A 24,869-nucleotide genomic window follows, 5' to 3' on the forward strand; every position below is an offset into this window, starting at 1 on the left:
ATTAATGCGGATTGGTATAAGCAGCACTTAAACGCGCGTTCCTCCATCTAACTCTATCGTACGGCCAGTGAAGTAATCATTCTCAAAGATGTATTTCGCAGTGTGTGCCAACTCTTCAACATTAGCTAAGCGGCGCAGCGGCACCGAACTTAAAAATGCTTCGCGCATCTCAGGGCGCATCTGGGCGGCCATGGCAGTTTCAACTAAACCGGGCGCGATACATCCAGTACGAATACCAAACCGGGCTAGCTCTTTGCCCCAAGACACCGTCATAGTAGCTACAGCGGCTTTAGATGCGGAATAATTTGTTTGCCCCATGTTTCCGGCGCGAGAAACGGACGAAATATTGATAATCACGCCATCGCTTTTGCTTTCAATCATTTGTTTAGCGGCTTCACGACCACATAAAAACGTACCTGTCACGTTTACATCAAGCACAGATTGAAACTGCTCTTTGGACATTTTGCTGACGACCTTGCCTTCTTTGACTTTCAGCAACATGCCATCACGCATAATACCTGCACTGTTGATCAAGCCGTTTAATTGGCCGAAGTCCATGCCTATGTCAGCAAACGCGACCTCTACTTCGGCTTCGTTGGTAACGTTAACCACATAATATTCAGCTTTAATGCCTAAGCTTCTTAGCTCTTTGGCAGCTTGTTCTAGCGGTTCTTTTTGCATATCAATTAATGCAACGCTTGCCCCTTGTTCAGCAACCTCTTGAGCCATTGCCCGGCCCAAGCCTTGAGCGGCACCGGTAATGGCGATAACAGATCCTCTTAATTGCATCTTGTCTTATCCTATTTTGTTGAAATCTATGTGTTAGTCGGCAACGCGTAGCTACTGTTTTTTATGTTGTGCTGAAAACAGCTCAAATATACTTGAGAAGTCGCGTAGACCGCTGCCTTGCATGCTATGCATGTTATATAAATTTTGCGCCATCGCCCCCATGGGCGTGCTGGAATGACTTTTAAGGGCGGTGTCTAACGCTAGGCCTAAATCTTTACGCATCAAATCCACCATAAAGCCACCTTTATAATCATTTGATGACGGGACATTGGGCATCACATCTGGGCAAGGGTTATATAATTCTAATGTCCAGTTCCGTCCTGAGCTTTGCAACATGATGTCTGACATCACCTTGGGATCAAGACCGTTATCAATGGCCATTTGCAGCGCTTCAGATGTACCGACCATCAACACAGACAACAGCATATTATTGCAAATTTTCGCAATTTGCCCGGCGCCATTTTGCCCCGCATGGAAGATGTTTTTCCCCATGGCGCTGAGTACAGGGTGCGCTTTTTCGTATGCGCTTTTGTCGCCACCGACAATGAAGGTTAGCGTGCCTGCTGCCGCCCCAGCGGTACCGCCGGAGACCGGTGCATCGACAAAATCAATGCCCTTTTCGGCCAAGGTTTTCCCTACCAATATTGAGGTTGCTGCATCAATGGTACTTGAATCAATGACGAGGGTGTTCTGCTCAAGCACGTCAATCAGGCCCCCTGTGCCGCGCTCGCTATCCCCCAAATATAAACCTTGAACATGCTTGCCCGCGGGTAGCATCGATATCACTATATCAGCGCCTTTCACCGCCTCTTCGGCGCTGGCAGCTGCCCTTGCGCCTTGGGTTTTCAACTCAGCAACTGTCTGTGGCACAAGATCAAAAACACAGACCTTCGCATTCGCTTTGAGTAAATTAGCCGCCATAGGCCCGCCCATATTGCCAAGGCCGATAAACGCAACAGAGTAATTTGATAGAGACATGCTTTATTCCTTATCTAAGTGACTTAATGGGTGTTCGGTGCCTTGCCACTGGCTATCGAAAAACCAAACCATTGTTTCTTTTGGCACTTGAGCAACGCTTGCGTAATGCCACTTAGGTTGATGGTCTTTGTCTACCAATAGTGCGCGAACCCCTTCTTGAAACTCGCCAAACTCGCCGCAACGACAGGACATAATCAACTCCATTGCAAAGCACTGGGCTAACGTCATACTTTGTCCGCGTTGTAACTGCTCAAATACCAAGTTCGCACTAATAGGCGAACCGGCTTGCAGTGTCTTTTGCGCCTTTGCTAGCCAGCGATCATCACCGGCATCTAATTGTAAAATCTGCTCAGCCACCTCTGCAGCTGTCTTTTTACTTTCCAACTGTGCCAACGATCCTTGCAAGGGTTGCACCTTTGACACAGGCAGCAGCGCTTGGTGTTGTTGATGTAAGTGGGCGCACATTACGCTTAGCTGATCTGCATTTGCCGCGCTATCATTACCCCACGGCAATTGTTCTAACCCCTCCAGCCACTGCGCTTTCATATCATTTGGCATGAAATAGTCAGCCATATTGACGTACAAGGCGTCAGCAGCATTCATACTCGCCCCTGTCATGCCTAGAAATAGGCCACAGCCCGGTGGCATATTATTTAAAAACCAGCTGCCTCCAACATCAGGATAAAGTCCAATGCTTATCTCAGGCATCGCAAGGCGAGAACTATCAGTGACGATCCGATGACTACCACCATTCATTAAGCCCATACCGCCTCCCATGACAATACCGGCTCCCCACACTGCGAACGGCTTAGCGTAAGTATGGATCAAATAATCCAGCTGATACTCTTGGGTAAAAAACGCCTGCAAGGACGCTGGTGTACTTTTGGGCTCATCGGCCATGGCGTTATGCATGGCCACTACATCGCCGCCTGCGCACAACGCTTTATCGCCACTACCATCTAATATCACCATGCAAATTGCTGGGTCTTGCTGCCACGTTAAAAGCTGAGGCATCAGTAACTGGATCATATCCATGTTCAGTGCATTGTGAGCACTAGGGCGATTAAGCGAAGCATGCCCTATTCGCATGCCACTGGTGGTAGTACGTTCTTGAAAAATAACGCTATCAGACACTATCTACTCCTATTCTTTATGGCAAAAATCCTCAATATTGAGGATTTTTATACTCGCTTTACAGTATGTTACCGGCGTCAGCTGCTAACAGACGGCGACCGACGATCATGCGCATGATTTCATTAGTGCCTTCGAGGATTTGATGCACACGTACATCTCGCACATGCCGCTCTAAGGGGTATTCTTGAATGTAACCATACCCACCATGAATTTGCAGGGCCTGATTACACACCTCAAACCCTACATCGGTGGCAAAACGCTTAGCCATAGCACAATACGCACTGCGCTCTGAGTCTTTGTTATCTAATTTAAATGCCGCCAAACGCACCATCTGTCTAGCCGCAACAAGCTCAGTGGCCATATCGGCGAGTTTAAATTGCAATGCTTGAAAGGCCGCTAATGGCTTACCAAATTGGGTACGCTCCTGCATATAGGCAGTGGCTGTATTCAGTGCTTGCTGAGCGGTACCAATTGAACAAGTAGCGATGTTCACGCGCCCACCATCTAAACCTTGCATAGCAAAACTAAATCCTTGGCCCTCTTCACCGAGTAAGTTAATTTGGCTGATACGCACATTATCAAAGGTGATCAAGCGCGTTGGCTGAGCGTTCCAGCCCATTTTTTCTTCCGCTTTGCCATAGACAACGCCCTTGGCATCCGCGGGTACAAGAAAAGCTGAGATCCCTTTAGGACCTTCACCGCCCGTGCGCGCCATGACCACCAGCACATCAGTTTCACCAGCGCCTGAAATAAACATCTTCGAACCGTTTAATACATACTCATCGCCATCTAACTTGGCGCTCGTGCGAAGGGCCGCGGCGTCTGAACCTGAGCCTGGCTCAGTCAAACAGTACGAAGCCAGTAACTTGCCTGTGACCAAATCAGGACACCACTTATCTTTTAATTCGGGCTTACCCCATTTGGCTATCATCCACGTTGCCATATTATGAATGGTCATCATGGCTGTGGTAGCCGTGCAACCCATGGATAACTGCTCGAATATAATCGATGAGTCCAAGCGGCTTAAGCCTAAACCACCGTCTTCTTCACTGGTGTACAAACCACAAAAGCCGAGTTCGCCCGCTTGCTGGATAACGTCTTTAGGAAAGTGGTGTTCTTTATCCCATTTAGCCGCGTTTGGCGCTAAGGCCTGCTCGGCGAATTGCCTAGCAGTGTCAGCAAAAGCTTGTTGATCTTCAGTTAAATCAAAATTCATAATTGCTCCTTACTTCAACTCAATGGTCATATTTGGACCGCTAGGAATATCGTTCTCAAACCAACGAGCTGTTACGGTTTTCGTTTCAGTATAAAAACGTACCGCCTGTTTACCGTAGGCATGTAAGTCACCGTAGAAAGAGTTCTTCCAACCAGTGAATGAAAAGAAAGGCAATGGCACAGGAATTGGCACATTAATACCCACCTGCCCAACTTCAATCTCGTGTTGATATTTACGCGCCGCAGCGCCGCTAGCAGTAAAAATTGATGTGCCGTTACCGAATGGGTTGCGGTTAACCAAGGCAATCGCTTCTTCAAGTGTGTCCACTGTCATGCAGCACAGTACTGGGCCAAAAATTTCTTGTTGGTAAATTTGCATATCAGCAGTCACACCGCCAAATACAGTGGGCCCAACCCAGTTGCCATCTTCATGGCCGGCTAGGGTAAAATCACTGCCATCGACTAAACACTTCGCCCCCTCGTCTTTACCCTGCTGAATAAGCGACAATACGCGGGCTTTAGCTTGAGGGCTGATAAGCGGACCATAGGCTGCTTCGTCATCATTCCACAATCCCGGCTTAACCTGGCCTATCATTTGTGCCAGTTCATCAATCCACTCACTTGCTGCGCCCACAAAAACCGCAACAGAAATGGCCATACAGCGCTGACCAGCAGCTCCTACAGAGGCGCCTACAAGATTGTTCAAAACTTGTTTTACGTTGGCATCAGGCATGATAACTGAGTGGTTTTTCGCTCCTGCAAAACACTGAGCTCGTTTCATATTGTCGGTCGCTGTTTTATACACATGCTGGCCCACAGGCACTGATCCGACAAAAGACACTGCGCGAACATCATCGTCACTCAGCAGCTTGTTCACTTGGTCTTTCCCCCCGTGCACCACATTCAACACGCCTTTAGGCGCGCCTGCTTCGATAAACAATTCAGCTAAACGCGTCGGTGTTAATGGGTCTTGCTCTGAGGGTTTTAAGATAAAGGTATTGCCACAAGCAACCGCCATCGGGAACATCCACAAGGGGATCATGGCAGGAAAGTTAAAAGGGGTAATGCCCAAGCACACACCCAGCGGTTGAATATAACTGTAAGTATCGATACCTCGGGCCACGTTTTCAGCGGTTTCGCCCATCATCATAGACGGCACATTCATGGCTTGTTCAACCACTTCAATACCACGCCACACGTCGCCTTTGGCATCAGCAAACGTTTTGCCCGTTTCACTGCTTAATATTGTGGCAATTTCGTCGTGGTTGTCTTTTAAAAGCTGTTGGTAACGCATCATGATGCGAGCGCGCTCAGGCGCTGGCACTTCACGCCAGGTTAGGAAGGCTTCTTTGGCACTGGCCACGGCTGCATCAATCTCGGCATCAGTGGCGATTGGTGCTTTGGCGATGACAGCATTATTGGCAGGGTTAGTAACGTCGATAAACTGTTTCGACTCAGATGAAATAAACTCACCATTGATAAGTAAAGGAACGTGTTGCATAAGTAGCCCTATTTAAAGTGCTTTGATTTTTACCGCAAACCAAAACTGTTAACGAAGTGTTAGCAAGATTATCAAATAATTTACCTTTACGTTAACGTCAATTCAATTATTTATTCTACAAACTGACAACTTCTGTATACATATTGGGTTGTTCTGCGGCACACTAAGCGACACTAACGGCCAATATAGAAAATCAAGATCCTAAGCTAATCTCTTGTTATGCTTCTGATTATGAAACAAAAAAACCATCTAGGAATGACCCCCTTCTATGTCTCTTAGCGATATAAAAGTCGCCATCGTTGAAGACAACGGCATGGCGCGTATTAATTTGCGCAATCATCTGATGGAGATGGGCTTCACTGAAGTGGGCTGTTTCAGTAATGGTAGAGAACTGAAAGCGCATGTTCGCCTAAGACGTGTCGATCTATTACTAATGGACTATCACTTAGGGCAAAATAAAAACGGCGTTGAGGTTGTTCAAGAGCTTCAAGAAAAAGGCCTACTTAAAAGCTCCACCAGCATAATATTTATTACCTCTGATCGCTTACCCATGATAGTGGGGCAGATCGTGGATGTGCACCCTGACGCATTGGTCATCAAGCCATACACCATACGCAGTATTGAAAAAAACATTTCTGTTTGTCTAAATTTTCATCATTACTTGCAGCCCGTTTTCAAGTTGATGGACGACAACGAGTTTGAGTTAGCACTCGACAAGCTGGTTTACATGCTTGAGCGCAATAGCCGCCCGCGCTTACGCAGCCAAATGGTCAAATTGCAGGCTCGGCTGCTGATAAAGGTAAAGCGCTTTAAAGAAGCCGCTAGTGTCTACAATGATGTTCTGCGCAGTTCTGACAAAATCATTTGGGCCAGATGGGGGCTGATCCAAAGCTTGTATTTAGATGGGCAAATAGCGCAAAGCGAAGAAATGCTGTTAGAGCTGACCAATACCCAACTGACCAGCGACAAAGCACGAGAATGGTTAGCCAGAATTTGCATCGGCAATAACCAGTATGCTCAAGCAGAAGATCACATGAACGAAATTCGCGAAGGCGAAATGTCTGTGTCTGCGGCGCGTCTAAAGGCCTATATTTTTCAAGCGCAAGAACGAAACAATGAGGCAATTCAGTTGCTCGAAAAGAAACGTGAATCAAACCGCGGTATTCGAGAGCGCTATGACGAACTGTCTTTAGATTTGGCCCGCTGCTACTTGCAAGAAGCTGAAGGCAAAAGTGCCAATGAGCGAGATAAAACATTACAAGTCGCAAAGTTTTTGATTGGCTCTGCTGGGCGTAAAAATCTCGATCAAAAGCTGATTATTAAAAAAGACTTTTTATATGCCGCTGTTGCCGTGATGGGCGGTAATCTTGATAAAGCGTCCGAACTTTTACATCGCGAAGGTATGGATGACTTGGCCGACGTCGATGTAATACAAATGACCGATGCTATCACTGCTTGGAAAGGCATAGGCAATGATATGAAAGCGTCTGAAATACTGGCACTTTGCAAAGAACGGGTCTCCGAGCTTGATGATGGCAACGAAACCACTGTGGCTAACATGTTAGTGATTAAGCGTGAAGAGTCGATAGGCGAGCGCCGCCCTGAAGCCCTAAGCTTTAATAAAACCGGATTAGAATATTATATTAAGCACGAATACAAAAAAGCCACTCAACACTTTTATCAGGCTTATTTGTTGTTTCCTCGTGAAGTAGCTTTTAGCTTAAATTTACTGCAAAGTTTAGTAGAAGCTGAACAAGCAAAATATAAAAACGTCAATACAAAACAGTTCTTGTTAGAGCTGTCCCGCCGTCAAATGACCCCAAGTAATCAAAAAAGATTAGAAGAAATCACTAAGAAGGTTGAAAAAAAGCCTTCTATTTTCAATTGAAGAACGCGCTAACGCCCCTTCACTTGTTAATTAGAGTTTAGCTAGGTTAAGCAATAAACCGTTAATGTTAACCCTAGGTAAGTAGTGTTTGATTTTTGCGTTATTAACACGAATCATTCGAAACAACCGAACGGTAAAGTCGATTATTTGCGACAATAAATCTATTTTTTATTTTATTTAGTCCCTATTTAGTTATCACACATTAACTTAATAGAGACCACACACATGCGTACTTTACTTATTATTATTGCTTTACTTAGCACCTATTTAACTAGCTCCAATGCTTTTGCTGCGAAGCAAGGGATCGCCGTTGATTACCTACTTGGCTCAGACGATATTCAAGGCGTGCGCCTGGCTTATCGTCCTTATGCCACCCAACTAACTCAAATCAAATGGTTAGGTGACGTCGACATTTACTGGGAAGTCAGTATGAACTTTTGGGAAGTCGGTGCTGACAACCGCCACGAAACCAATTACGCCGTTGCTATCTCACCTGTGTTATCCAAACAATTTGCGACTATCGCGAACAAATACCCTCTTCGCTGGGAATTCGGTATTGGTGTATCACTTGTTGAAGATACCCGCTTTGCAGGTAAAGATATTGGCTCGCATTATCAATTCGAGGACCGACTCGGACTTGTCACCGACTTTGGCGAAAACATGAACCAATCTATTGCCCTTCGGTACATGCATTATTCCAATGGTGGTTTAAACACCCATAATCCAGGCGTAGACTTTTTGAATGTCTCTTATGCAGTGTATTTTTAGTTTTGCTTAAACAGAACCGACTAAAGCACTCGCCCAGCACTTTCGTGGGCGAGTCACTTAGTGTCAGTTATTAATTAGACTCACTGTGCTTATTTTTTGGCAGTTTTTAAGCTTGCGGCATAATCGCTCGCTTGCTGCAATACCCGCAAGGCGTTACCGCCCCAAATGTCCGCTAAGTCACTTTTGCTATAGCCTTCGTCTAGTAAGCGTTTGGTTATCTTTGGCAAATTGACCACATCCATCATATCGTCAACACCACCACCACCATCCCAATCGGCACCAACACCCACGTGCTTAGGGCCGACTATTTTCAGCGCATGTAAAAAGTGCTCCATGTAAACTTCAAAAGAGGCCTTAACTGCAGGGTGTTCATGTTCTATTTCCCGGCGCTTTTCAAGAATAACACTGCGCTCACTACCCTCTTTGACCAATTTCATTAGCCCGCCAAATGCTGCTTTACGCTCTGGATCCGCTGGTAATTCTTCAAGGTACTCACTGTATGCATTCATCTGAATAACGCCGCCGGACTCAGCTAGCTGTTTAAGCAAAGCATCGTCAACATTTCGCGGATGATCGTAAATCGCTTTACTGCCGGTGTGCGATAAAATAATCGGTGTTTTTGACAAGCGGATCATATCTTTAACCGTTACGTCATGGGCATGAGAGCCATCAAGCACAATCCCTAATCGATTGGCTTCAGCCACCAGTTTTTCACCTAGTGGTGACAACCCATCCCATTTGGTGCCAGCTGGATCTGTTGAGCTGTCACCAAATTGGTTATTTTTAAAATGCACCGGACCTGCCATACGCAAACCAAATTTATAGAAGGTTTCTAGCAAACTAATATCAGTGCCTAATGGATAGGCGTTTTCCATACTCATATACACAATATGTTTGCTGTTCTTCTTAATCTTTTCGGCATCAGCAGATTCGGTGGCAAATTCAAACACATCAGGGTTGGCCGCTACCATGGTGCGTATCGCCAACGCTCTTAGTAACGCGGTATCTCTACTTTGCTCATAGCCTGTGCTGGTTAATTCGCCTTGAGGAGAATAAACAGCCCAAAAGCCTCCATCTAACGCCCCTTCTTGCATGCGCGGTACATCAACCTGAGAAAAGTCGTGGTCGTAGGTGTGACGCTCAAGAATATCAAAACCCGGCACCACTAGGTTCGCTGGGGTGTCTAGGTGAGAGTCCAGCGTCACTAAACCACGTTGAATAGCGGTTGCTTCCTCGATTGAAACGGCGGCAGTTGCGCTATGACAACAAAGCAAACCGAGGGTAATAGAAAGCAGCTTTTTATTAAAATAATACATATGTTTACTCATATTCATTAGAAGGTCACGCTCAAAGAAGCTTGAAAATTACGCGGGTTAAGTGGACGATAAAATGCCGAGTCGACAAATGCAAACGACAGCACTTCTTCATCAAATATGTTGTCCACGTTAAAGCGAAGACTCACGTTTTCTGGAATACCAAAGGGGTTCACGCCTCCAAAATCCAAGTACGCACTCACAATGGTGTAACTGTCCATGGTGTAAGTTTCAGCGTAATCAGTAAAACGACTACCGGTATATTTCGCCGACATATTGGCCACAAGCCACTCAGTAGGCTCATAGGTAATACCAGCGGTCATTAACCATTTAGGGCTATCAGCTAAGCGGCTGCCTTCGGGGTTGCTACCGAAGCCATCAACCAAAGATGCATCTTTGTAGGATATGTTAGCGTTCAAATACAATTGCTTGTTAAATGCCGCAGGTTGATACACACCACTTAACTCAAAACCGTATGCTTGTGATGCGCCGCCATTGATATAAAAGCTTTCAGGCTGCTGGGTAGCGGGATTAAATACATTGCTGGCAAATAGACGGTTATCAAAACGCGTGTAAAACAGCGCCAATGCGGCATTAAAGGTTTCTTGATTGGTACGGTACCCCATTTCAAAGTTGTCTGCTTCTTCACCCTCAGGTGTTTCAGGCTCAAAACTTAAAGCATTATCGTAAATATCGTCAGTGCCGTTGGGTAAAGCATAGTTTTTAGAGTAAGAGGCAAAGATTTGGTCAGTGTCGTTTACGCTATACACAGCGCCGATAGAAGGTAAAAAGTGTTTACTGAATTCACCGCCAACAGATTGCGCGCCGTAACCAGCTTCACTGTTAATTTCATAGTCGGCGTAATCACGATAGCCGTCCAAAGTGTAATCTACGCTCAAAGACTTAATGCCAAGCTCTAGCTTCAACGCATCATCAAGCAGGCTGATGGTGTCTTTTAGATATAGCTGAGTGGTTTCTCGCACTGCCGTGTAGTCTCGTCGATAATAAGCAACTTCATCCCAAAGCACCTCTCCATCGGCACTGCCACCGGTTTTGTTCAAGCGTTGCTGCGTGCGGTTGTAGGTGTCTTTTTCTCGCCAACCACCGAACTCAATCACATTGTTTTCAAGCTCTAGGGTGAAATCAGCCACAAACCCTTTGCGATCACCACCAACGGATGAAAGACCGTATTGCACCCCGCGCGGATGCACAACATCTAGCCCAGCAGCCGCTTGGCGCTGATAAATACTTAAAGTGTTACTGTATGAATCAGGCGATACGCCGTATCCGTCTTTGTCTTCAAAATAATAGGTGCCCGCGAATAACAGATTGTCAGTTAAATAGGTTTCAAGCTGCAAGGAATACAACTGGTCATCTCGTACGTTGATTCTGTCTTCATAGTAACTGGTACAATTGCTACCAGTGAATACGGGAGTGAAGTCATCGTCGTTTATCACGCCATCTTGATTAAAATCATACACTTGTGGCATCGCTGCGATACAACCTTCAGGTATCGACTCTAAATAGCTGTAGTAGTAATCATCTTCAAATGTTGCTTCGGTAGCGGAGGGGGAGTCATAGTCAAAAAAGTCATTGGCGACATAATTAAAAGTCAGTTTGCTATCAGCACTAAAAGCATAAACCGCTTTTGCCTCTATATGCTCTCGGTCAATTGTGCCTGGGCCTCGCCATAAATCACTGTCGGTCTTTGAGCGACTAACAAAAGCTTTGAAACCATTTATGTCGCCAGTTTCTAATTTAATAAATGAGCGCTGAAGGTCGTCGTCACCCACAGTCAGTGACATCATGCCACCCATTTCATCTGACGGATCAACCGAGTAGTAAGACGCAATGGGCCCCAGTGTAGAATAACTAGGGGCTGACACATCCCCTGCGCCCGGTGAGGCGACCACTGACGCTAAGTTTTCGTTGTCAACATATCTGAAAATAGGGCTACCGCCAAAAGCGTCTGAACGCCCCATTGGCACGCCATTTAACACAAAGCCCATTTGGCTTAAGTTAAACGCACGTACATTTACTGAGTTACCAAATTCATATAATCCCAAAGCGCCATCCGTTTGCACATTGAACCCAGGCAGACTCTCGAGCATTTTTAAACCTGAAATACCGCCAGGGGCTGACAACAGTGCTTCGCGGGTGACAGCCAAGGTATTGGTTACCTCGCCTGTGCCAATAGCCACTTCTGTTTCTGAAATTCGACGCCCCATGACCTGAATTTTCTCCGGTGCATCTTTAAGCGATGTGTCTTCAACCTCTTGGGCTAAAACAGGATTAACAGTGAATAACGCGGCAAGCGACACGCTAAGTAAAGTAGGACGAAATGACGGGGTAGCTCTTTTCATGTGTGTGGTTCCTATTTATTTACATTGGTGTTGCTTTGTGGGTTTGCCTCCTTCTTCGAGGAGTGACACAAAGCAACTCAATAAACGTACCAACTTCATTGAATGCACCATGAGAGAACCAGCAGGCGAGTGAAACCGCGCATTTTTATTGCGATTGACGACAGATCTGACAAGCGAAGGCCGTTAACACCTGAGAATATTCTGAGCAATAAAATCACAAGCCACGGTTCACCTGCACCACAAAAGAATAAAAACGCACCACAAAAGCTAAATGTAACAAATAATAAATTCGAGTAATTTTATTGGCTAAAGCCACGTGTTTATTAGCATCAGCAAGGTCGAACCAGTTCTAAAAGTGATTGCGCGGTGCATAAAACAAGTCGAAACTGAGCCGATAATTGATGTAAGTCATAGCCCTATATTTCATAACGGGCTATCGATCTAAACCCGTAAACTTAAAGGTATGGCAAAACACCAATTATCATTTCACAACTTAGCGATAGGGATCGCTCACATCGACTAATAAAAAGGGAACATTATGCAAAACACACACACACTGCGTGACCAAATCAGGTCTGTAACAACAAAAACATTTAAGTATTCACCCATTGCACTTTGTCTTGCTGCGGCCACTAGTTCAGTCAATGTGCAAGCACAAGAAAATGGCCCTACTGCGACTCAGGACACCGCCCAATATGAACGCGTTATTGTAACGTCTCGTAAACGCTCAGAGTCCATGAATGACGTGCCTATCAGTATTAATGTGGTGGGCGAAGACTTAATTGAAAATTTAGGTGCGGTAGATTTCACTGATTTACTCGGCGTAGTGCCAAGCTTAACCGCCTATGAAAATGGTCCAGGACGCACGCGCTTGTCTATTCGCGGTGTTGCAAACGGGGGCGGTAATGACAACGATACCCAAAACCAAGAAACGGTTGGTATTTACCTAGATGAAATCCCCATTTCAATGGGCGGTATGAACCCAGAACTAGCATTATTTGACTTAAAACGCGTTGAAGTGCTGCGCGGTCCTCAAGGTACTTTATTTGGCGCAGGCTCGATGACAGGGACAGTGCGCTTGGTTTCTAACGACCCAGACCTATCGAAATTCGAAGGTAAATACGAACTCAGCGCATCAAAAATAGAACATGGTAGTAATAATAAATCAGTTAAAGCTTTGGTTAACGTACCTATTATTGACAACGAACTCGCAGTGCGTGTTAGCGGCTATTACTTAGATAATGGTGGCTATATTGATAACAGTTTAACCGGTGAAAAAAACCTGAATGACGGGTTATCCAAAGGTGCCAAGCTCTCTGCATTGTACATACCGACCAACGAATTGAGCGTTGAATTTAGCTACATCCACCATGATTATTCAGACGACGGACGCCCAGTTGATATAGATTCAACGCCACTGTTTGTGCGTGATTACCCGTCGTTTGATGGTTTTGACGACACTATGGATATCGCTAACCTCACCCTCACTTACGATCTAGACTGGGCTGAACTTACCAGCTCATCGTCTTATTTTGACCGTTCAATCGTCAATCCTCGCTCACTTGATTTGCTATTTGAATCTGCATTGCCTCCGGGGATCACCCCTCATGAACTCATCGACTTTACCGATTCTGAGGTATTCGTACAGGAGCTACGTTTAGCTTCCACCACCGACAGTGATTTGCAATGGACAGTGGGCGCTTATGCTGACAAAAAAGACGTATTTTATGAGAATACCTTTCCTGTGCCCGGCGCTGACGCCATCTTAGGCGTGCCGTCTTCTGCGTTTGGTGCGCCAGAGGATCACTTATTCTACGGTTTTGATGACTTAACCGTTAAGACCTATGCCTTGTTTGGTGAGCTTTATTACGATATCGGTGATTTGTCTATAACTGCGGGCTTACGCTACTTCAACTGGGAGCAAGAAATTGAATTTTACCAATCTGGTTTGTTTAATGGTGAAGCCAACAGCGACACTCGCCCTAAAGGCAAAGTTGATGGTTATAACCCTAAATTGAATGTGTCTTATCACCTAAATCGCGACAATCTCATCTATGCTCAAGCGGCTAAAGGCTTTCGCTACGGCGGTATCAATGGGGCTATTCCTGAATCAGTTTGTGCCGATGAACTAGCACAAGTAGAGCGTGATGGTGGCGATACGCGTTTCTTCGACCCAGATGAAATCTGGAACTACGAAGTCGGTGTAAAAGGCAGTGACACCCAAGGTACGGTTAGCTACAACGCGACCTACTTCCACATTGACTGGAGTGACATGCAAACCAGTCGCAGCTTTGAGTGCGGATTTGGTTTTAAAGAAAATGTCGGTGATGCCACCAGTAAAGGCGTTGAACTTGAAGTAACCGTTAAACCCCTCGATGGGCTCGTGTTATCAGCAGGCGGGGCTTATATCAACACCACTTTAGATGCCGATGTGCCAAACTTAGATGCACAAAAGGGAGATGCTGCGCCCTTCGTGCCTGAAATTTCTTTTACGACATCAGCTGAATATTCTACTGAGTTAAATAAAGATCTCGAAGGATTTGGTTGGGTTAACGTACAGTACACGGATGACCGCTCTACTGAATTCAGCGAGCAAAACTCCAACTATCGTAAAATGGATGCGTACACAGTCGCAAACATGCGCTTAGGTATACGCTTTTCTGGTTATGAGATATCGTTGTTTGCAAACAACATGTTTGATGACGACGGTGTAGTGCGTGCTATTGGTCGCCCTCCGTTTGATCCGCCAGCGAGTATTCGTGTCACTCCGCGTACGATTGGCATGACGTTCAGAGGCGGGTTCTAGCTTTTTACGTTATCAAGCACTAGGCAATGTCCAGCTAATACGATGTATTATCTGGATATTACCTAGATTTCACCTAAACAACGCTCTTGCTCTGTATTTTCTAGTAAATAAATACAATGGCAAACGCGCAAAAACGTATAGTTACACCGAATCTATTTAACAGGGAGAAACACATGCTTTTTCACTCACTGCGATCAAGTACCATACAATGCATTTTCACGATATTACTCTGCTGCTCATTTACTGTAACGGCCAGCAGCGAAAGTAAATCTGAGGCAACGCAAGCCGTTAACCAAGTCCTTGATGGTTTACACCAAGCTGCCAGCCAAGCCGATTTAGACAAATACCTTGGTTCTTTCACTCAAACAGGCGTATTTATGGGCACTGATGATTGGGAACGCTGGACACGCCCAACAACCTTAGACAAATACGTAGCAGAGCGCTTTGCAGGCGGCACCGGCTGGACATATAAATCGGTAGAGCGACACATCAACTTTTCAGAACAACAAAACATCGCTTGGTTCGACGAAATCACTGTGTCACAAAAATGGGGCCGCTTTAGAGGAACCGGCGTACTGATAAAAGACAACGACCAGTGGAAAATAGCCCATTACGCGATGTCAGTACTCGTCCCTAATGAAGCATGGGAAAAGGTCGCCGAAATCAACATTAAAACGTTTGCTGAGCGTCAAAAGAAATAGTAAATCAGTTTTACACATGTGCGAAACACGCTCTAACCGCTCATGTGGCCTGACGCCTAAAACTGGGGAAACTAGCAAAATGAGCATCAAACTTATAATTAAGCTTGATGCTCAAATAAAGGCGGAAGCTTCACATCGTCCTTGTCTTTTTCTCATGTAAACGAACCTAATACATCCCCTTACATATTCAGAAAAAGGCTACATAACAGTCTGCATTAAAACGAGCTACTTTCCCCATACAAAAGAAAATGACATCTCTCATAGAGAGCTTAAATTTTGCTTTCTAATTCAGGAATGCTGACAAAAAGCGCCTTATCACTTTCACCAGCATAAACTTCAAATTTACCTCTTACCGGTTGCCATAACCGATTGTAGTTGTAACAAAATAACGACCGTAGCAGTGGAATATCTACCTCTTTATTTGCAACCAAACCAGCTATCATTTTATAAAATGCTGCCACACGATTCAGTGCTATAAGGTCGTCCTTAGTAATCGTAGATAGCTCTTTACTTTTGCTTTCTAACTGAATTTCGTTAACCAAATCTTCCCAGTTGTAGCGGTTGTTTGGCAAATTCAAAAACTTTTCCCACATATACATACGCGCCTTCACAAACGTATGGTCTTGGTCAAAGTCCCGTGCAAGTTGCAATGTATTATTGATTCGCCGATTTCGCCGATTAATGTGTAAGTTAACAATAACAGCGATCGTTCCCACGGCAGTGGCAAGACCTGTAGATACAAATATCGCAATATCACTACTCATTTGACCTCCTTGTTCACACTATTTATCAAATATTGGATCTTATAATGGCATTATATTGCATTACAGACTCATTTCTTCTTCGCTTGAATGGAATAATGACAGTAGATTAGTAAAATCGAAATAGCCTGAACTATGTATTAGTTTAATTCTATTCAACGTCAACCTTTCTACAAAATAGATCAGCTCTCGTTTACGCCGACACTCGATTTATATCTGATGAGTATACTTCACAATCCAATCACTCACGGAGTATCTACGCCAAACTAGACGAAGAAAATGTCGCTATGAAGTTTCAAAATCAAGGCATTGGCCGAGTTGCTATGGTGCTTGCGCTACATGAAATTAAGCAAACAGCGGGCTTACGAGAAATAGAGATTTGCTATAACCCTAGCAACCCTGTGGCTGAGTCATTTTACCAAAGCTTTGGCTTTCATGAAGTCGGGATGGATGACGACGATGAAGACATGCTGGCGATCATTCACCTATAGCGACTTAACACCAAAGATGTGATCTAATGCGGATTGATATAACAAGCATGAGCATGATGGTATTCATCATGCTCACACCTATTATTTAATGAGGTGGTATAAATGCGAGTTGAGCAACGCTTTTGATACGCTACTCAGGCAAAGTAATATTCAACTCTAATACAGAACAATCATCGTTGTTATCCAGCTGAACAGTCACTTGATCTTCTTCGATGTTGACGTATTTACGGATCACATCCATGATCTCTTTTTGCATCAGAGGCAAATAATCAGGTTGCTGTCGCTTACTACGTTCGTGCGCAACAATGATCTGCAAACGTTCTTTTGCTAGTGATGCGGAGCTTTTTTTCTCTTTTTTCAAAAAGTAATTAAAAATGCTCACTATTTACCTCCTAGTAGTCGCTTCAAGAATCCTTTTTTCTGTACTTCAAGAAAACGGTGCTCCATTTCCTCGCCGAGCAACCGTGACACTGCATCAAGGTAAGCTTGGCCGGCTTCTGATTCTTGATCCAAAATAACTGGTGCACCTTGGTTAGATGCTTTTAATACTGCTTCTGACTCTGGAATAACCCCCAGCAAAGGTACAGCAAGAATATCTTCGACATCAGCTACGCTAAGCATTTCTGCTTGGGCAACACGCTCAGGGTTGTAGCGCGTTAGCAATAAGTGTTCTTTTACCGTGCCGCCCTGCTCTGCCTTAAGTGATTTGCTTTGTAAAATACCTATGATCCGGTCTGAATCTCGCACTGATGACACTTCAGGGTTAGTCACCACTATGGCTTCATCTGCGAAATACAAGGCCATTTGTGCGCCTTGTTCAATACCCGCTGGCGAGTCACAAATAATGTATTCAAAGTCCTTTGCTAAGTCTTCTAGAACTGTTTGTACGCCTTCCATGGATAACGCATCTTTATCCCGCGTTTGTGAAGCAGGCAAGATGAACAAACCTGGGGTTCGCTTGTCTTTGATCAAAGCTTGGTTAAGGGTCGCTTCTTTTTTGATCACATTCACGAAATCGTATACTACGCGTCTCTCGCAGCCCATGATCAAATCAAGGTTACGTAAACCCACATCGAAGTCGATCACCACGGTTTTAAAGCCACGCATTGCCAAGCCAGTTGCAATCGCTGCGCTTGAAGTTGTTTTACCTACGCCACCTTTACCGGACGTTACTACAATAATTTTAGCCACTACATTCCCTCTTTAACTGTATTGGTCAACCCACTTTTGTTAGGTGTATGCCGCATACCTAATGATGCGCTAAATAGCACTGACCTGAATGGATTCACCGTCTAAATATGCATGCGCCGCTTCTTTCCAGCAAAGCTCACGCAGTTTTTCATTCATAACGAAGTAACCCGCAATAGACACCAGCTCAGCTTCCATCTGCCGACAGAACACTCTTGCGTCTGTATCGCCTTTAACCCCAGCTAAGGCCCGTCCGCGCAATGGACCATACACATGAATATGACCATCGGCTAACACTTCTGCACCTTCGCTAACTGCCGCCATAACGATCAAGTCGCAGCCTTCTGCATACACCTGCTGGCCCGAGCGTACCGGTTTGGTTATCACTTTACTCGGGCGAAATGCCGGAGCAACCTCCACAACAGGTTGTTTCTTTTCAGCTTTTACTGGCGCGGCCTGAGCCGGCTCAGCAGGTATCTCTGAACTTTTAGATTTAGAGGCAGGCAGTGATGCAAGACCCAAGCCCATAATAGTGTACCTAAGCTCAGTCGTTGCGCCTCTGCATGCGATGGGTTGTAAACCCTGTTCGCGACACACAGTAACAACGTGCTCGAGTTGCTCATCCTCAAGTTGCCCCTCAAAAGAAGCTAAATTAAGCACCAAGGGTGACGCATTAAAAAACTGCGGAGCCGTGTCGATTTTTTGCTTTAGTTGAGCAGGAAACAAATCCGCTGAGTAAGACTGAAGATCCATCACCACTGCGGTAAACGCAGTGCCTTTCATCTGAAAACACACTTTTGCCATTGGGCAACCTTAACCTACGAATAAAAATCAACGTACTTGGATATTGATAATTCAGCTTAAATTAGCCAGCTTTTATTCCACAAGTACAAAAACTGGACGACACTTTAACAAATAGATTTAACATCAGGAAATGAAACTACAAGAAGAATGAAAGATTTATGCCGATATCGCCAAAGTCATCGACTTAGCGGCTTTTTAGCGAATGTTAAGCGTTTAAAAAAGCAGTTTCGTATCAATTCGGTAACACTAAACCAAACCTGCTATGCCAATATTCGGGCTAACATATATAGGTGATACACAGGTGAACTTCTGACGGCACGTTAATCACGCATTCTTTTTGGCGACCCCAGCCAATAATCAATACTTGATTAGGGTGCGGGTTTCTATGCTTTTACGCGGAACAGCCGCCTTTACATCACTGGTCATATCCAGTGCACTATGCGCCAAATGCGGCAGGCCGGTGTTGTCATAAATATTAAAAATAATCGCTTCATCAGGCGTCATTTTTGATTGGTAGAACCATTCATGCTCTGGGTTTGCAGCCACCCCTAGGATTTGCCCCTGGCGATCTGGATAAATCAATTCAATGTTCATCCAGTCCTTGGCCAGCATGGAACGAGGACGAATAAACCCTAATGGTGATGACAAAACTGGATACTGCACTGGGCGCCACACATTCACAAAACCAAAATGCCCTTGCTGGAACTGAGCAGCACGTTCAGCTCCTAATATATCGACTAGGCGCTTCTCGACGCTGGCTTGCGTGTAGTCATTATGTACGTTTCGAGCAGGCCTGCGCGTGGCGTTTGGGTCATCAACACGCACAGTGTGATCAAATACGACTACCTCTTTCGCGGCGATTTCTTGCTTAAGTAACTGTGCTAACTCTTGTTCATATACGGCTTTCCAGCTGTGACCATTTTCAAATTCATCCACTTTCGATTTTGCCGTTACAAATAAGATCCCATCCTCAGCAAAATTCACTTCGTTTACTTGATTCCGTAAATCTCGCACCTTCACTTGGGTAGCAATCAACTCAGGAGAAATAAGATTACCAACAATACCATCAACGTCGAAGTGAAACGCTTGGGGAGCATGGCTTCTCACATGATAATTTACTGTTGCAGTTGTCACAGGCTACTCCTTGATGCGCTAATGTTGGAAATGGGCAAAACTCTTTATAGGGGTGGGAAATATAAATAGTTTGATGAGATGAATAAACACCAAGCCTGTTAAAACAGAATATGGAAAACAATGATAATTGGGGTATACGTCGCAGGAATTGTCTTTTAAGGCGCTGCATAACAATAGTAGCGATAAGCCAACTAGCAGGTGCTCTATTCATGAAAAAAAGTACCAATCTGCTAGTCAAGTCTATAAAAAAGGGATGCATGTTTTTTAGCACGAAATTCAGGAGATAGGGATGACAAACATCAGAGTCAAAACACGCATCACAGATATGCTGGGCATTGAAAAACCAATCATACAAGCAGCAATGGGCTGGATTGCTCGCTCACAACTTTCATCGGCGGTATCTAACGCGGGCGGCATGGGGATTATCGAAACAAGCTCAGGTGAGCTTGATGCTATTCGAGAAGAAATATTAAAGATGCGTGACCTGACTGACAAACCCTTTGGTGTGAACATCGCCCAAGCGTTTGTGCGCGATCCTAAAATACTGGATTTTATCATCGACCAAGGCATAAAATTCGTCACCACCTCAGCCGGTGATCCCACCAAATATACCACTCAACTTAAGCAAGCCGGCCTCACGGTATTTCACGTCGTGCCTAATCTTAAAGGGGCGTTAAAAGCAGTTGAAGCAGGTGTCGACGGGCTCATCGTGGAAGGCGGTGAAGGCGGTGGTTTCAAAAACGCTGACGATGTATCAAGCATGGTGCTCATCCCACAAGTGTGTGAAGCGGTAAACGTACCAATAGTCGCCGCGGGCGGCATTATGGATGGGCGCAGCATGGCAGCAGCCATGGCGCTCGGTGCAGAAGGGGTGCTTATGGGCACGCGCATTTTAAGCGCGATAGAAAGCCCAGTTCATCAAAACTGGAAAGACGCCATCATCAAAGCTGATTCAACTGACACTGTATTTCTAAATCGCACTGGCCCAGGCCCTGCCCTTCGGGCGCTACGCACTGAACGCTCAACCCGTATTTTGAATGAAGGCTCAGCAAATATTTTCAGCGAGTTTCAAGACACCCAAGCCGTCTATTTTGGCGGTGACTTAGAAGCAGGAATAGCCCTAACAGGCCAAGTCGCCGGGCGTATTAAAGAAACAAAATCGGTCAAGCAAATATTTGATGAAACGCTCACTGAGTTTGGCGAAGTAACAGGCCGATTGGCAGCATTGAGCACAAAACTATAATATAAAATTGATACTGTAGACTCTATTCGTGAAGCGATATCAGGCGTCGCCATAGCTATTTCGCGATGTGATTTAGCGATGTGTTTTAGCGATATTTTGGCGACGCCGATTCGTTACTATTTTATTTTTTATATTTAAGCACAAAGCTCACGGCGGATAATCTCAGTGCCCGCAGCTAATGCATTTAGCTTGGCTCTTGTTACCTCTTGGGATAAAGGCACCATGCCGCAGTTAGTGCAAGGGTATAGGTTTTGTGCATCAACAAACTGCAGTACTTTTCGCAATGTATCGGCGACTTCTTCTGGGGTTTCGATGTTGTTAGTTGCTACATCAATGGCTCCTACCATGACCTTTTTGCCACGAAGTAGCTCAATTAATTCCATGGGTACCCGAGAGTTTTGACATTCCAAGGAGATAATATCGATACTGGACGTTCGCAACTTAGGAAAGATTTCTTCGTATTGTCGCCACTGTGCTCCTAAGCTCTTTTTCCAATCGGTATTGGCTTTAATGCCATAGCCGTAACAAATATGCACCGCAGTTTGGCACTTGAGTCCTTCTACTGCGCGCTCTAATGCAGCAATTCCCCAATCGTTAACCTCATCAAAGAATACATTAAAAGCCGGCTCGTCAAATTGAATAATGTCTACTCCTGCGGCTTCAAGCTCTTTTGCTTCTTGATTCAAGATTTTCGCGAATTCCCAGGCTAACTTTTCACGACTTTTATAATGGTCATCATAAAGGGTGTCGACCATAGTCATAGGCCCAGGCAGGGCCCATTTTATCGGTTGCTTAGTTTGCGAGCGTAAAAACTTGGCATCTTCAACGAATACAGGCTTTTGACGTGACACCGGCCCCACTACCATGGGCACACTAGCATCGTAGCGGTCACGAATTTTAACGGTTTTACGCTTCTCAAAATCAACGCCATCAAGGTGCTCGATAAAAGTAGTCACAAAGTGTTGGCGAGATTGCTCACCGTCACTAATGATATTGATGCCCGCCTGCTGCTGATTAAGCAATGACAAACGTAACGCGTCTTGTTTGCCTTGTACAAGTTCAGCATCTTGCAGTTTCCAAGGTGACCAAAGTGTTTCAGGTTGAGCAAGCCAAGATGGCTTAGGTAAGCTACCGGCAATAGTAATAGGTAATAGTGTCTTCATAATAATAACGTTGTCTTATTCGGTTAGTTAGATTGTTTCAGTAAGTTAAACTGCGCTGTTTGCTGACCACTGCGCAAGAATAGGCTGATAGGGCTTGATGAAGTGCTCTTCAACAAACTTGCCTTGCTCCACGGCGAGCTGGTTGCGCTCTTCTCGGTCGTATTCAATTTGGGTCAGTGAATGATCTTGGTGACGTAAATTCGGCTGGTAATGCTTACCTGCTACCGCATTGGCGTTGTATATCTCAGGGCGATAAATTTTCTGGAAGGTTTCCATAGTACTAATCGTGCTAATCAGCTCAAGATTGGTGTAATCATTGAGCAAGTCACCCGAGAAGTAGAAGGCCAAGGGCGCCACACTGTTTGCAGGCATAAAGTAACGCACCTTTAAGCCCATTTTTTCAAAGTACTTTTCTGTCAGCGACGAGCCGTTCGGCTGATACTCAAAGCCCAACACAGGGTGCTGATTCTCGGTGCGATGATAAGTTTTGTTTTCTGACACACTCAAGCAAATAACCGGTGGCTTTTGAAAATTTGCTTTGTACACATCTGAATTAACGAAGTGCTTAAATAACTTGCCGTGTAAATCGCCAAAATCATCAGGAATACTAAAAGAAGACTTCCCCTTATTGTGCTGTGACAAAATAACGCTAAAGTCATAATCTCGCACATAGGAAGAAAAATTATTGCCCACGATCCCCTCTATACGCTGGTCCGTGACGTGATCGACGATATTCGCTTTGAGTATTTCTATGGTAGGAAAAGTATGCCCGTTACCTTCAACATCAATATCAACTGAAATGATTTCTAGCTCAGCCGAATAACGATCGCCCTTGTGGTTATCCCAATAGGCCAAGGCGTTGAAACGGTTATTGATCATCTGCAGCGCATTACGCAGATTCTCTTGGCGTCTTTTACCTCTGGCCAAATTGGCGAAATTGGTCGTGATCCGAGTATTGTCCGATGGCTGATAATTTTCATCGAAATCAATGCGCTTAATAGAAAATGTAAAATGGTTATTCATCGTGACCTGACATTCCGTAAATTAAAATAAACCTAATATGCTGCCGCTTTTTCGCTGTGGATTTGAAACACAATAAAGTGAAAACGAATAAAGCTAGCGTGAATAATCACTCTTCGTTCGCAGCAGAGTAGGTTTTATACGTGGAAGATTAGATGAATAAAAATGATTTAATCTCATTAATATATGAGAAAATTTCATAATAAAATGCGAGCATTGTACAAATTAAACGAGAGAAAGGTATTACCCGAGCGGCCCCGATCGGGTTCCTCGTCGCAGGGTTGAAAGACGCGCAAAAAAATGAATGGGAAATTGCTGCTTAACCACATTCGATTAATTCTGGTGCCTGCGCAGACCTCGCCATTTTTTGCTCGGGTACATTCACGCACTTCCAAACCCCAGACGCAATATTGCTATGCTCTCCCTTTCTGCACCTAACTAGGTATTGCTCAAGCGACAATTCACCATGATTTTCTATATTCAATGTCACTACACTGCCTTCAGCTAATTGCTCTGCTACTAAATGCTGCGGAAGTTCACCCCATCCCAACCCTGAAAGGATCAGCGAGCGTTTAGTGTTCATATCGGTGACGCTTAAAGATTTAGCACCCGCAATTTTAAATCCACAACTGTGCCCGTTAAAGCCAGCTAACGTACTGAGTACAATCTGGGTCTCATCTAGGATATCTAACATTTTAATTGGTTTGGGTAAATTCGCTATGCGCGAATTAGCAAGAGCTACGGGGAAAATAGGCACAGAAGCAATGTGTTTCGCTTCTATAGTTTCATCTGTCGAGCCCCACAAAGGAGTAAGCGCTAAATCTGCATTACCAGCCAACACTTTTTGCAGGGCATTACCATGATATTCAGTTGTGATATTCAACTGCGTATCCGGAAACATTTCACTCACCTGAGCTATGATGTTGACCAGATTGACTTGTGGTACAGAAGCATCAATCGCCATGGTGATACTTTGCTTTCCCAGTTTACCTTTACGGCGAGAAAATCCATCTAACTCATTGACGACACGCAAAATTTGTTTGACTTTAGCATGGAACTCCACGCCGTCTTTAGTCAAATTCAAGCGATAGCCTTCGCGGGAGAAAAGTGGTAAACCTATATGAAATTCCAGCGCTTTGATAGCCGCACTGATGGAAGGAGCAGACTTGTATATTTCGCTGCTTGCTGCACGCACCGACCCATACTTCACTACTGCTGAAAATGCTTTTAATTGTTCGAGAGTCATTTAAAAATACAACCTAAATTCTTTGCTACGTTAATTTCCTATTACTTACGCAACACCAAAGAATGACGTGAATAAATCCATCTTGGGCACTCCTTGTTACCCTAGATTTAAACAAGTGTTAGGCCTCTCAAACCCAAATAGATAACCATCCAAATTCACCAGAACTGTTCTGACTTAATGGACTGCGGACTATTTCTACACGTGTTGGAGTGTATAAGTAGCGCAGTTGCAATTCAATGGCCTTTGCCCCTGCCGCTTATTGAAGAGAATTATTTTATTTATTTAAAATCAAATAGTTATATGTAAATGTAAGGAATAACCAGATAAGTTAGATAACAATTTAATACATCTTTTATCAGTTTT

The 24,869-nt window shown here is 44.7% G+C and carries 21 protein-coding genes; 6 read left to right on the plus strand and 15 right to left on the minus strand.

Translation table 11 applies throughout. The annotated features are described in order from the left end of the window. Positions 1-27: 27 nt before the first annotated feature. The 5 genes from GCHA_RS01950 to GCHA_RS01970 are packed head-to-tail and all read right to left on the minus strand — an operon-like array spanning position 28 to position 5,617. Positions 28-789, minus strand: coding sequence for an SDR family oxidoreductase (locus GCHA_RS01950; protein ID WP_007984468.1), 762 nt, complete (start codon positions 787-789; stop codon positions 28-30). Between the two features lie 51 nt (positions 790-840). Next, on the minus strand, positions 841-1,767 hold the full coding sequence (mmsB, locus tag GCHA_RS01955; RefSeq protein ID WP_007984470.1) for a 3-hydroxyisobutyrate dehydrogenase: 927 nt from the start codon (positions 1,765-1,767) through the stop codon (positions 841-843). A gap of 3 nt (positions 1,768-1,770) precedes the next feature. Beyond that, the gene (locus tag GCHA_RS01960; RefSeq protein WP_007984472.1) at positions 1,771-2,901 is read right to left on the minus strand and encodes an enoyl-CoA hydratase/isomerase family protein; all 1,131 of its coding nucleotides are present in this window, start codon (positions 2,899-2,901) and stop codon (positions 1,771-1,773) included. A 58-nt stretch (positions 2,902-2,959) separates the two neighbouring features. Then, entirely contained in the window at positions 2,960-4,117 is a 1,158-nt protein-coding gene (locus GCHA_RS01965) for an acyl-CoA dehydrogenase family protein (protein WP_007984475.1), read from the minus strand. A 9-nt stretch (positions 4,118-4,126) separates the two neighbouring features. Further along, positions 4,127-5,617, minus strand: a complete 1,491-nt coding sequence (locus GCHA_RS01970; RefSeq protein WP_007984476.1) for a CoA-acylating methylmalonate-semialdehyde dehydrogenase — start codon at positions 5,615-5,617, stop codon at positions 4,127-4,129. Positions 5,618-5,885: 268 nt separating this feature from the next. Here GCHA_RS01970 and GCHA_RS01975 point away from each other — a divergent pair, with 268 nt between their 5' ends. Both GCHA_RS01975 and GCHA_RS01980 read left to right on the plus strand, forming a co-directional pair. Next, a complete protein-coding gene (locus tag GCHA_RS01975; RefSeq protein WP_007984477.1) occupies positions 5,886-7,505 on the plus strand; it encodes a response regulator in 1,620 nt (539 codons plus the stop codon). 225 nt (positions 7,506-7,730) lie between these two features. Then, complete coding sequence (locus GCHA_RS01980) at positions 7,731-8,273, plus strand: acyloxyacyl hydrolase (RefSeq protein WP_007984478.1); 543 nt, start codon at positions 7,731-7,733, stop codon at positions 8,271-8,273. An 89-nt stretch (positions 8,274-8,362) separates the two neighbouring features. On the opposite strand, the gene GCHA_RS01985 is transcribed toward GCHA_RS01980, so the two are convergent. After that, positions 8,363-9,589 carry a dipeptidase gene (locus tag GCHA_RS01985; RefSeq protein ID WP_007984479.1) on the minus strand — a complete coding sequence of 409 codons (1,227 nt, stop codon included), beginning with the start codon at positions 9,587-9,589 and terminating at the stop codon, positions 8,363-8,365. 17 nt (positions 9,590-9,606) lie between these two features. Further along, positions 9,607-11,949 (minus strand): TonB-dependent receptor, encoded by a 2,343-nt coding sequence (locus tag GCHA_RS01990; RefSeq protein ID WP_007984480.1) that lies wholly within the window; start codon positions 11,947-11,949, stop codon positions 9,607-9,609. Positions 11,950-12,487: 538 nt separating this feature from the next. Between GCHA_RS01990 and GCHA_RS01995 the strand changes: the two genes are divergently transcribed. Further along, positions 12,488-14,755, plus strand: a complete 2,268-nt coding sequence (locus GCHA_RS01995; protein ID WP_007984482.1) for a TonB-dependent receptor — start codon at positions 12,488-12,490, stop codon at positions 14,753-14,755. Between the two features lie 173 nt (positions 14,756-14,928). Next, positions 14,929-15,456, plus strand: a complete 528-nt coding sequence (locus GCHA_RS02000; protein WP_007984484.1) for a nuclear transport factor 2 family protein — start codon at positions 14,929-14,931, stop codon at positions 15,454-15,456. Positions 15,457-15,725: 269 nt separating this feature from the next. Here GCHA_RS02000 and GCHA_RS02005 read toward each other — a convergent pair whose 3' ends face one another. Beyond that, on the minus strand, positions 15,726-16,220 hold the full coding sequence (locus tag GCHA_RS02005; RefSeq protein WP_007984486.1) for a DUF4760 domain-containing protein: 495 nt from the start codon (positions 16,218-16,220) through the stop codon (positions 15,726-15,728). Between the two features lie 251 nt (positions 16,221-16,471). Here GCHA_RS02005 and GCHA_RS02010 point away from each other — a divergent pair, with 251 nt between their 5' ends. Then, positions 16,472-16,708 carry a GNAT family N-acetyltransferase gene (locus GCHA_RS02010; protein ID WP_486651804.1) on the plus strand — a complete coding sequence of 79 codons (237 nt, stop codon included), beginning with the start codon at positions 16,472-16,474 and terminating at the stop codon, positions 16,706-16,708. Between the two features lie 130 nt (positions 16,709-16,838). Here GCHA_RS02010 and minE read toward each other — a convergent pair whose 3' ends face one another. From minE to GCHA_RS02030, 4 genes are all read right to left on the minus strand, one after another. Next, on the minus strand, positions 16,839-17,090 hold the full coding sequence (minE, locus tag GCHA_RS02015) for a cell division topological specificity factor MinE (RefSeq protein WP_007984489.1): 252 nt from the start codon (positions 17,088-17,090) through the stop codon (positions 16,839-16,841). Then, complete coding sequence (gene minD, locus GCHA_RS02020) at positions 17,090-17,899, minus strand: septum site-determining protein MinD (protein ID WP_007984491.1); 810 nt, start codon at positions 17,897-17,899, stop codon at positions 17,090-17,092. The genes minE and minD overlap by 1 nt, the downstream gene beginning before the upstream one ends. Positions 17,900-17,968: 69 nt before the next feature. Next, positions 17,969-18,700 carry a septum site-determining protein MinC gene (gene minC, locus GCHA_RS02025; protein ID WP_007984493.1) on the minus strand — a complete coding sequence of 244 codons (732 nt, stop codon included), beginning with the start codon at positions 18,698-18,700 and terminating at the stop codon, positions 17,969-17,971. A 357-nt stretch (positions 18,701-19,057) separates the two neighbouring features. Next, positions 19,058-19,834, minus strand: coding sequence for a CmcJ/NvfI family oxidoreductase (locus tag GCHA_RS02030; RefSeq protein WP_007984496.1), 777 nt, complete (start codon positions 19,832-19,834; stop codon positions 19,058-19,060). Between the two features lie 289 nt (positions 19,835-20,123). Between GCHA_RS02030 and GCHA_RS02035 the strand changes: the two genes are divergently transcribed. Continuing rightward, a complete protein-coding gene (locus GCHA_RS02035; protein ID WP_007984497.1) occupies positions 20,124-21,077 on the plus strand; it encodes an NAD(P)H-dependent flavin oxidoreductase in 954 nt (317 codons plus the stop codon). 134 nt (positions 21,078-21,211) lie between these two features. On the opposite strand, the gene GCHA_RS02040 is transcribed toward GCHA_RS02035, so the two are convergent. The 3 genes from GCHA_RS02040 to GCHA_RS02050 form a co-directional block, all read right to left on the minus strand. Then, the gene (locus GCHA_RS02040; protein WP_007984498.1) at positions 21,212-22,240 is read right to left on the minus strand and encodes a methionine synthase; all 1,029 of its coding nucleotides are present in this window, start codon (positions 22,238-22,240) and stop codon (positions 21,212-21,214) included. 45 nt (positions 22,241-22,285) lie between these two features. Then, positions 22,286-23,263: a DUF1852 domain-containing protein gene (locus tag GCHA_RS02045; protein ID WP_007984499.1), complete on the minus strand. Its 978-nt coding sequence runs from the start codon at positions 23,261-23,263 to the stop codon at positions 22,286-22,288. A gap of 316 nt (positions 23,264-23,579) precedes the next feature. Beyond that, complete coding sequence (locus tag GCHA_RS02050) at positions 23,580-24,506, minus strand: LysR family transcriptional regulator (RefSeq protein WP_007984500.1); 927 nt, start codon at positions 24,504-24,506, stop codon at positions 23,580-23,582. Between the last annotated feature and the right edge of the window lie 363 nt (positions 24,507-24,869).

The organism is Paraglaciecola chathamensis S18K6 (assembly GCA_000314955.1).
Taxonomy (GTDB): Bacteria; Pseudomonadota; Gammaproteobacteria; order Enterobacterales; family Alteromonadaceae; genus Paraglaciecola; species Paraglaciecola chathamensis.

Coding starts and splice junctions, on each gene's coding strand:
- GCHA_RS01950 (WP_007984468.1), bottom strand. CDS start 789: ATGCAATTAAGAGGATCTGTTATCGCCATTACCGGTGCCGCTCAAGGC.
- mmsB (WP_007984470.1), bottom strand. CDS start 1,767: ATGTCTCTATCAAATTACTCTGTTGCGTTTATCGGCCTTGGCAATATG.
- GCHA_RS01965 (WP_007984475.1), bottom strand. CDS start 4,117: ATGAATTTTGATTTAACTGAAGATCAACAAGCTTTTGCTGACACTGCT.
- GCHA_RS01970 (WP_007984476.1), bottom strand. CDS start 5,617: ATGCAACACGTTCCTTTACTTATCAATGGTGAGTTTATTTCATCTGAG.
- GCHA_RS01975 (WP_007984477.1), top strand. CDS start 5,886: ATGTCTCTTAGCGATATAAAAGTCGCCATCGTTGAAGACAACGGCATG.
- GCHA_RS01980 (WP_007984478.1), top strand. CDS start 7,731: ATGCGTACTTTACTTATTATTATTGCTTTACTTAGCACCTATTTAACT.
- GCHA_RS01985 (WP_007984479.1), bottom strand. CDS start 9,589: ATGTATTATTTTAATAAAAAGCTGCTTTCTATTACCCTCGGTTTGCTT.
- GCHA_RS01990 (WP_007984480.1), bottom strand. CDS start 11,949: ATGAAAAGAGCTACCCCGTCATTTCGTCCTACTTTACTTAGCGTGTCG.
- GCHA_RS01995 (WP_007984482.1), top strand. CDS start 12,488: ATGCAAAACACACACACACTGCGTGACCAAATCAGGTCTGTAACAACA.
- GCHA_RS02000 (WP_007984484.1), top strand. CDS start 14,929: ATGCTTTTTCACTCACTGCGATCAAGTACCATACAATGCATTTTCACG.
- GCHA_RS02005 (WP_007984486.1), bottom strand. CDS start 16,220: ATGAGTAGTGATATTGCGATATTTGTATCTACAGGTCTTGCCACTGCC.
- minC (WP_007984493.1), bottom strand. CDS start 18,700: ATGGCAAAAGTGTGTTTTCAGATGAAAGGCACTGCGTTTACCGCAGTG.
- GCHA_RS02035 (WP_007984497.1), top strand. CDS start 20,124: ATGACAAACATCAGAGTCAAAACACGCATCACAGATATGCTGGGCATT.
- GCHA_RS02040 (WP_007984498.1), bottom strand. CDS start 22,240: ATGAAGACACTATTACCTATTACTATTGCCGGTAGCTTACCTAAGCCA.
- GCHA_RS02045 (WP_007984499.1), bottom strand. CDS start 23,263: ATGAATAACCATTTTACATTTTCTATTAAGCGCATTGATTTCGATGAA.
- GCHA_RS02050 (WP_007984500.1), bottom strand. CDS start 24,506: ATGACTCTCGAACAATTAAAAGCATTTTCAGCAGTAGTGAAGTATGGG.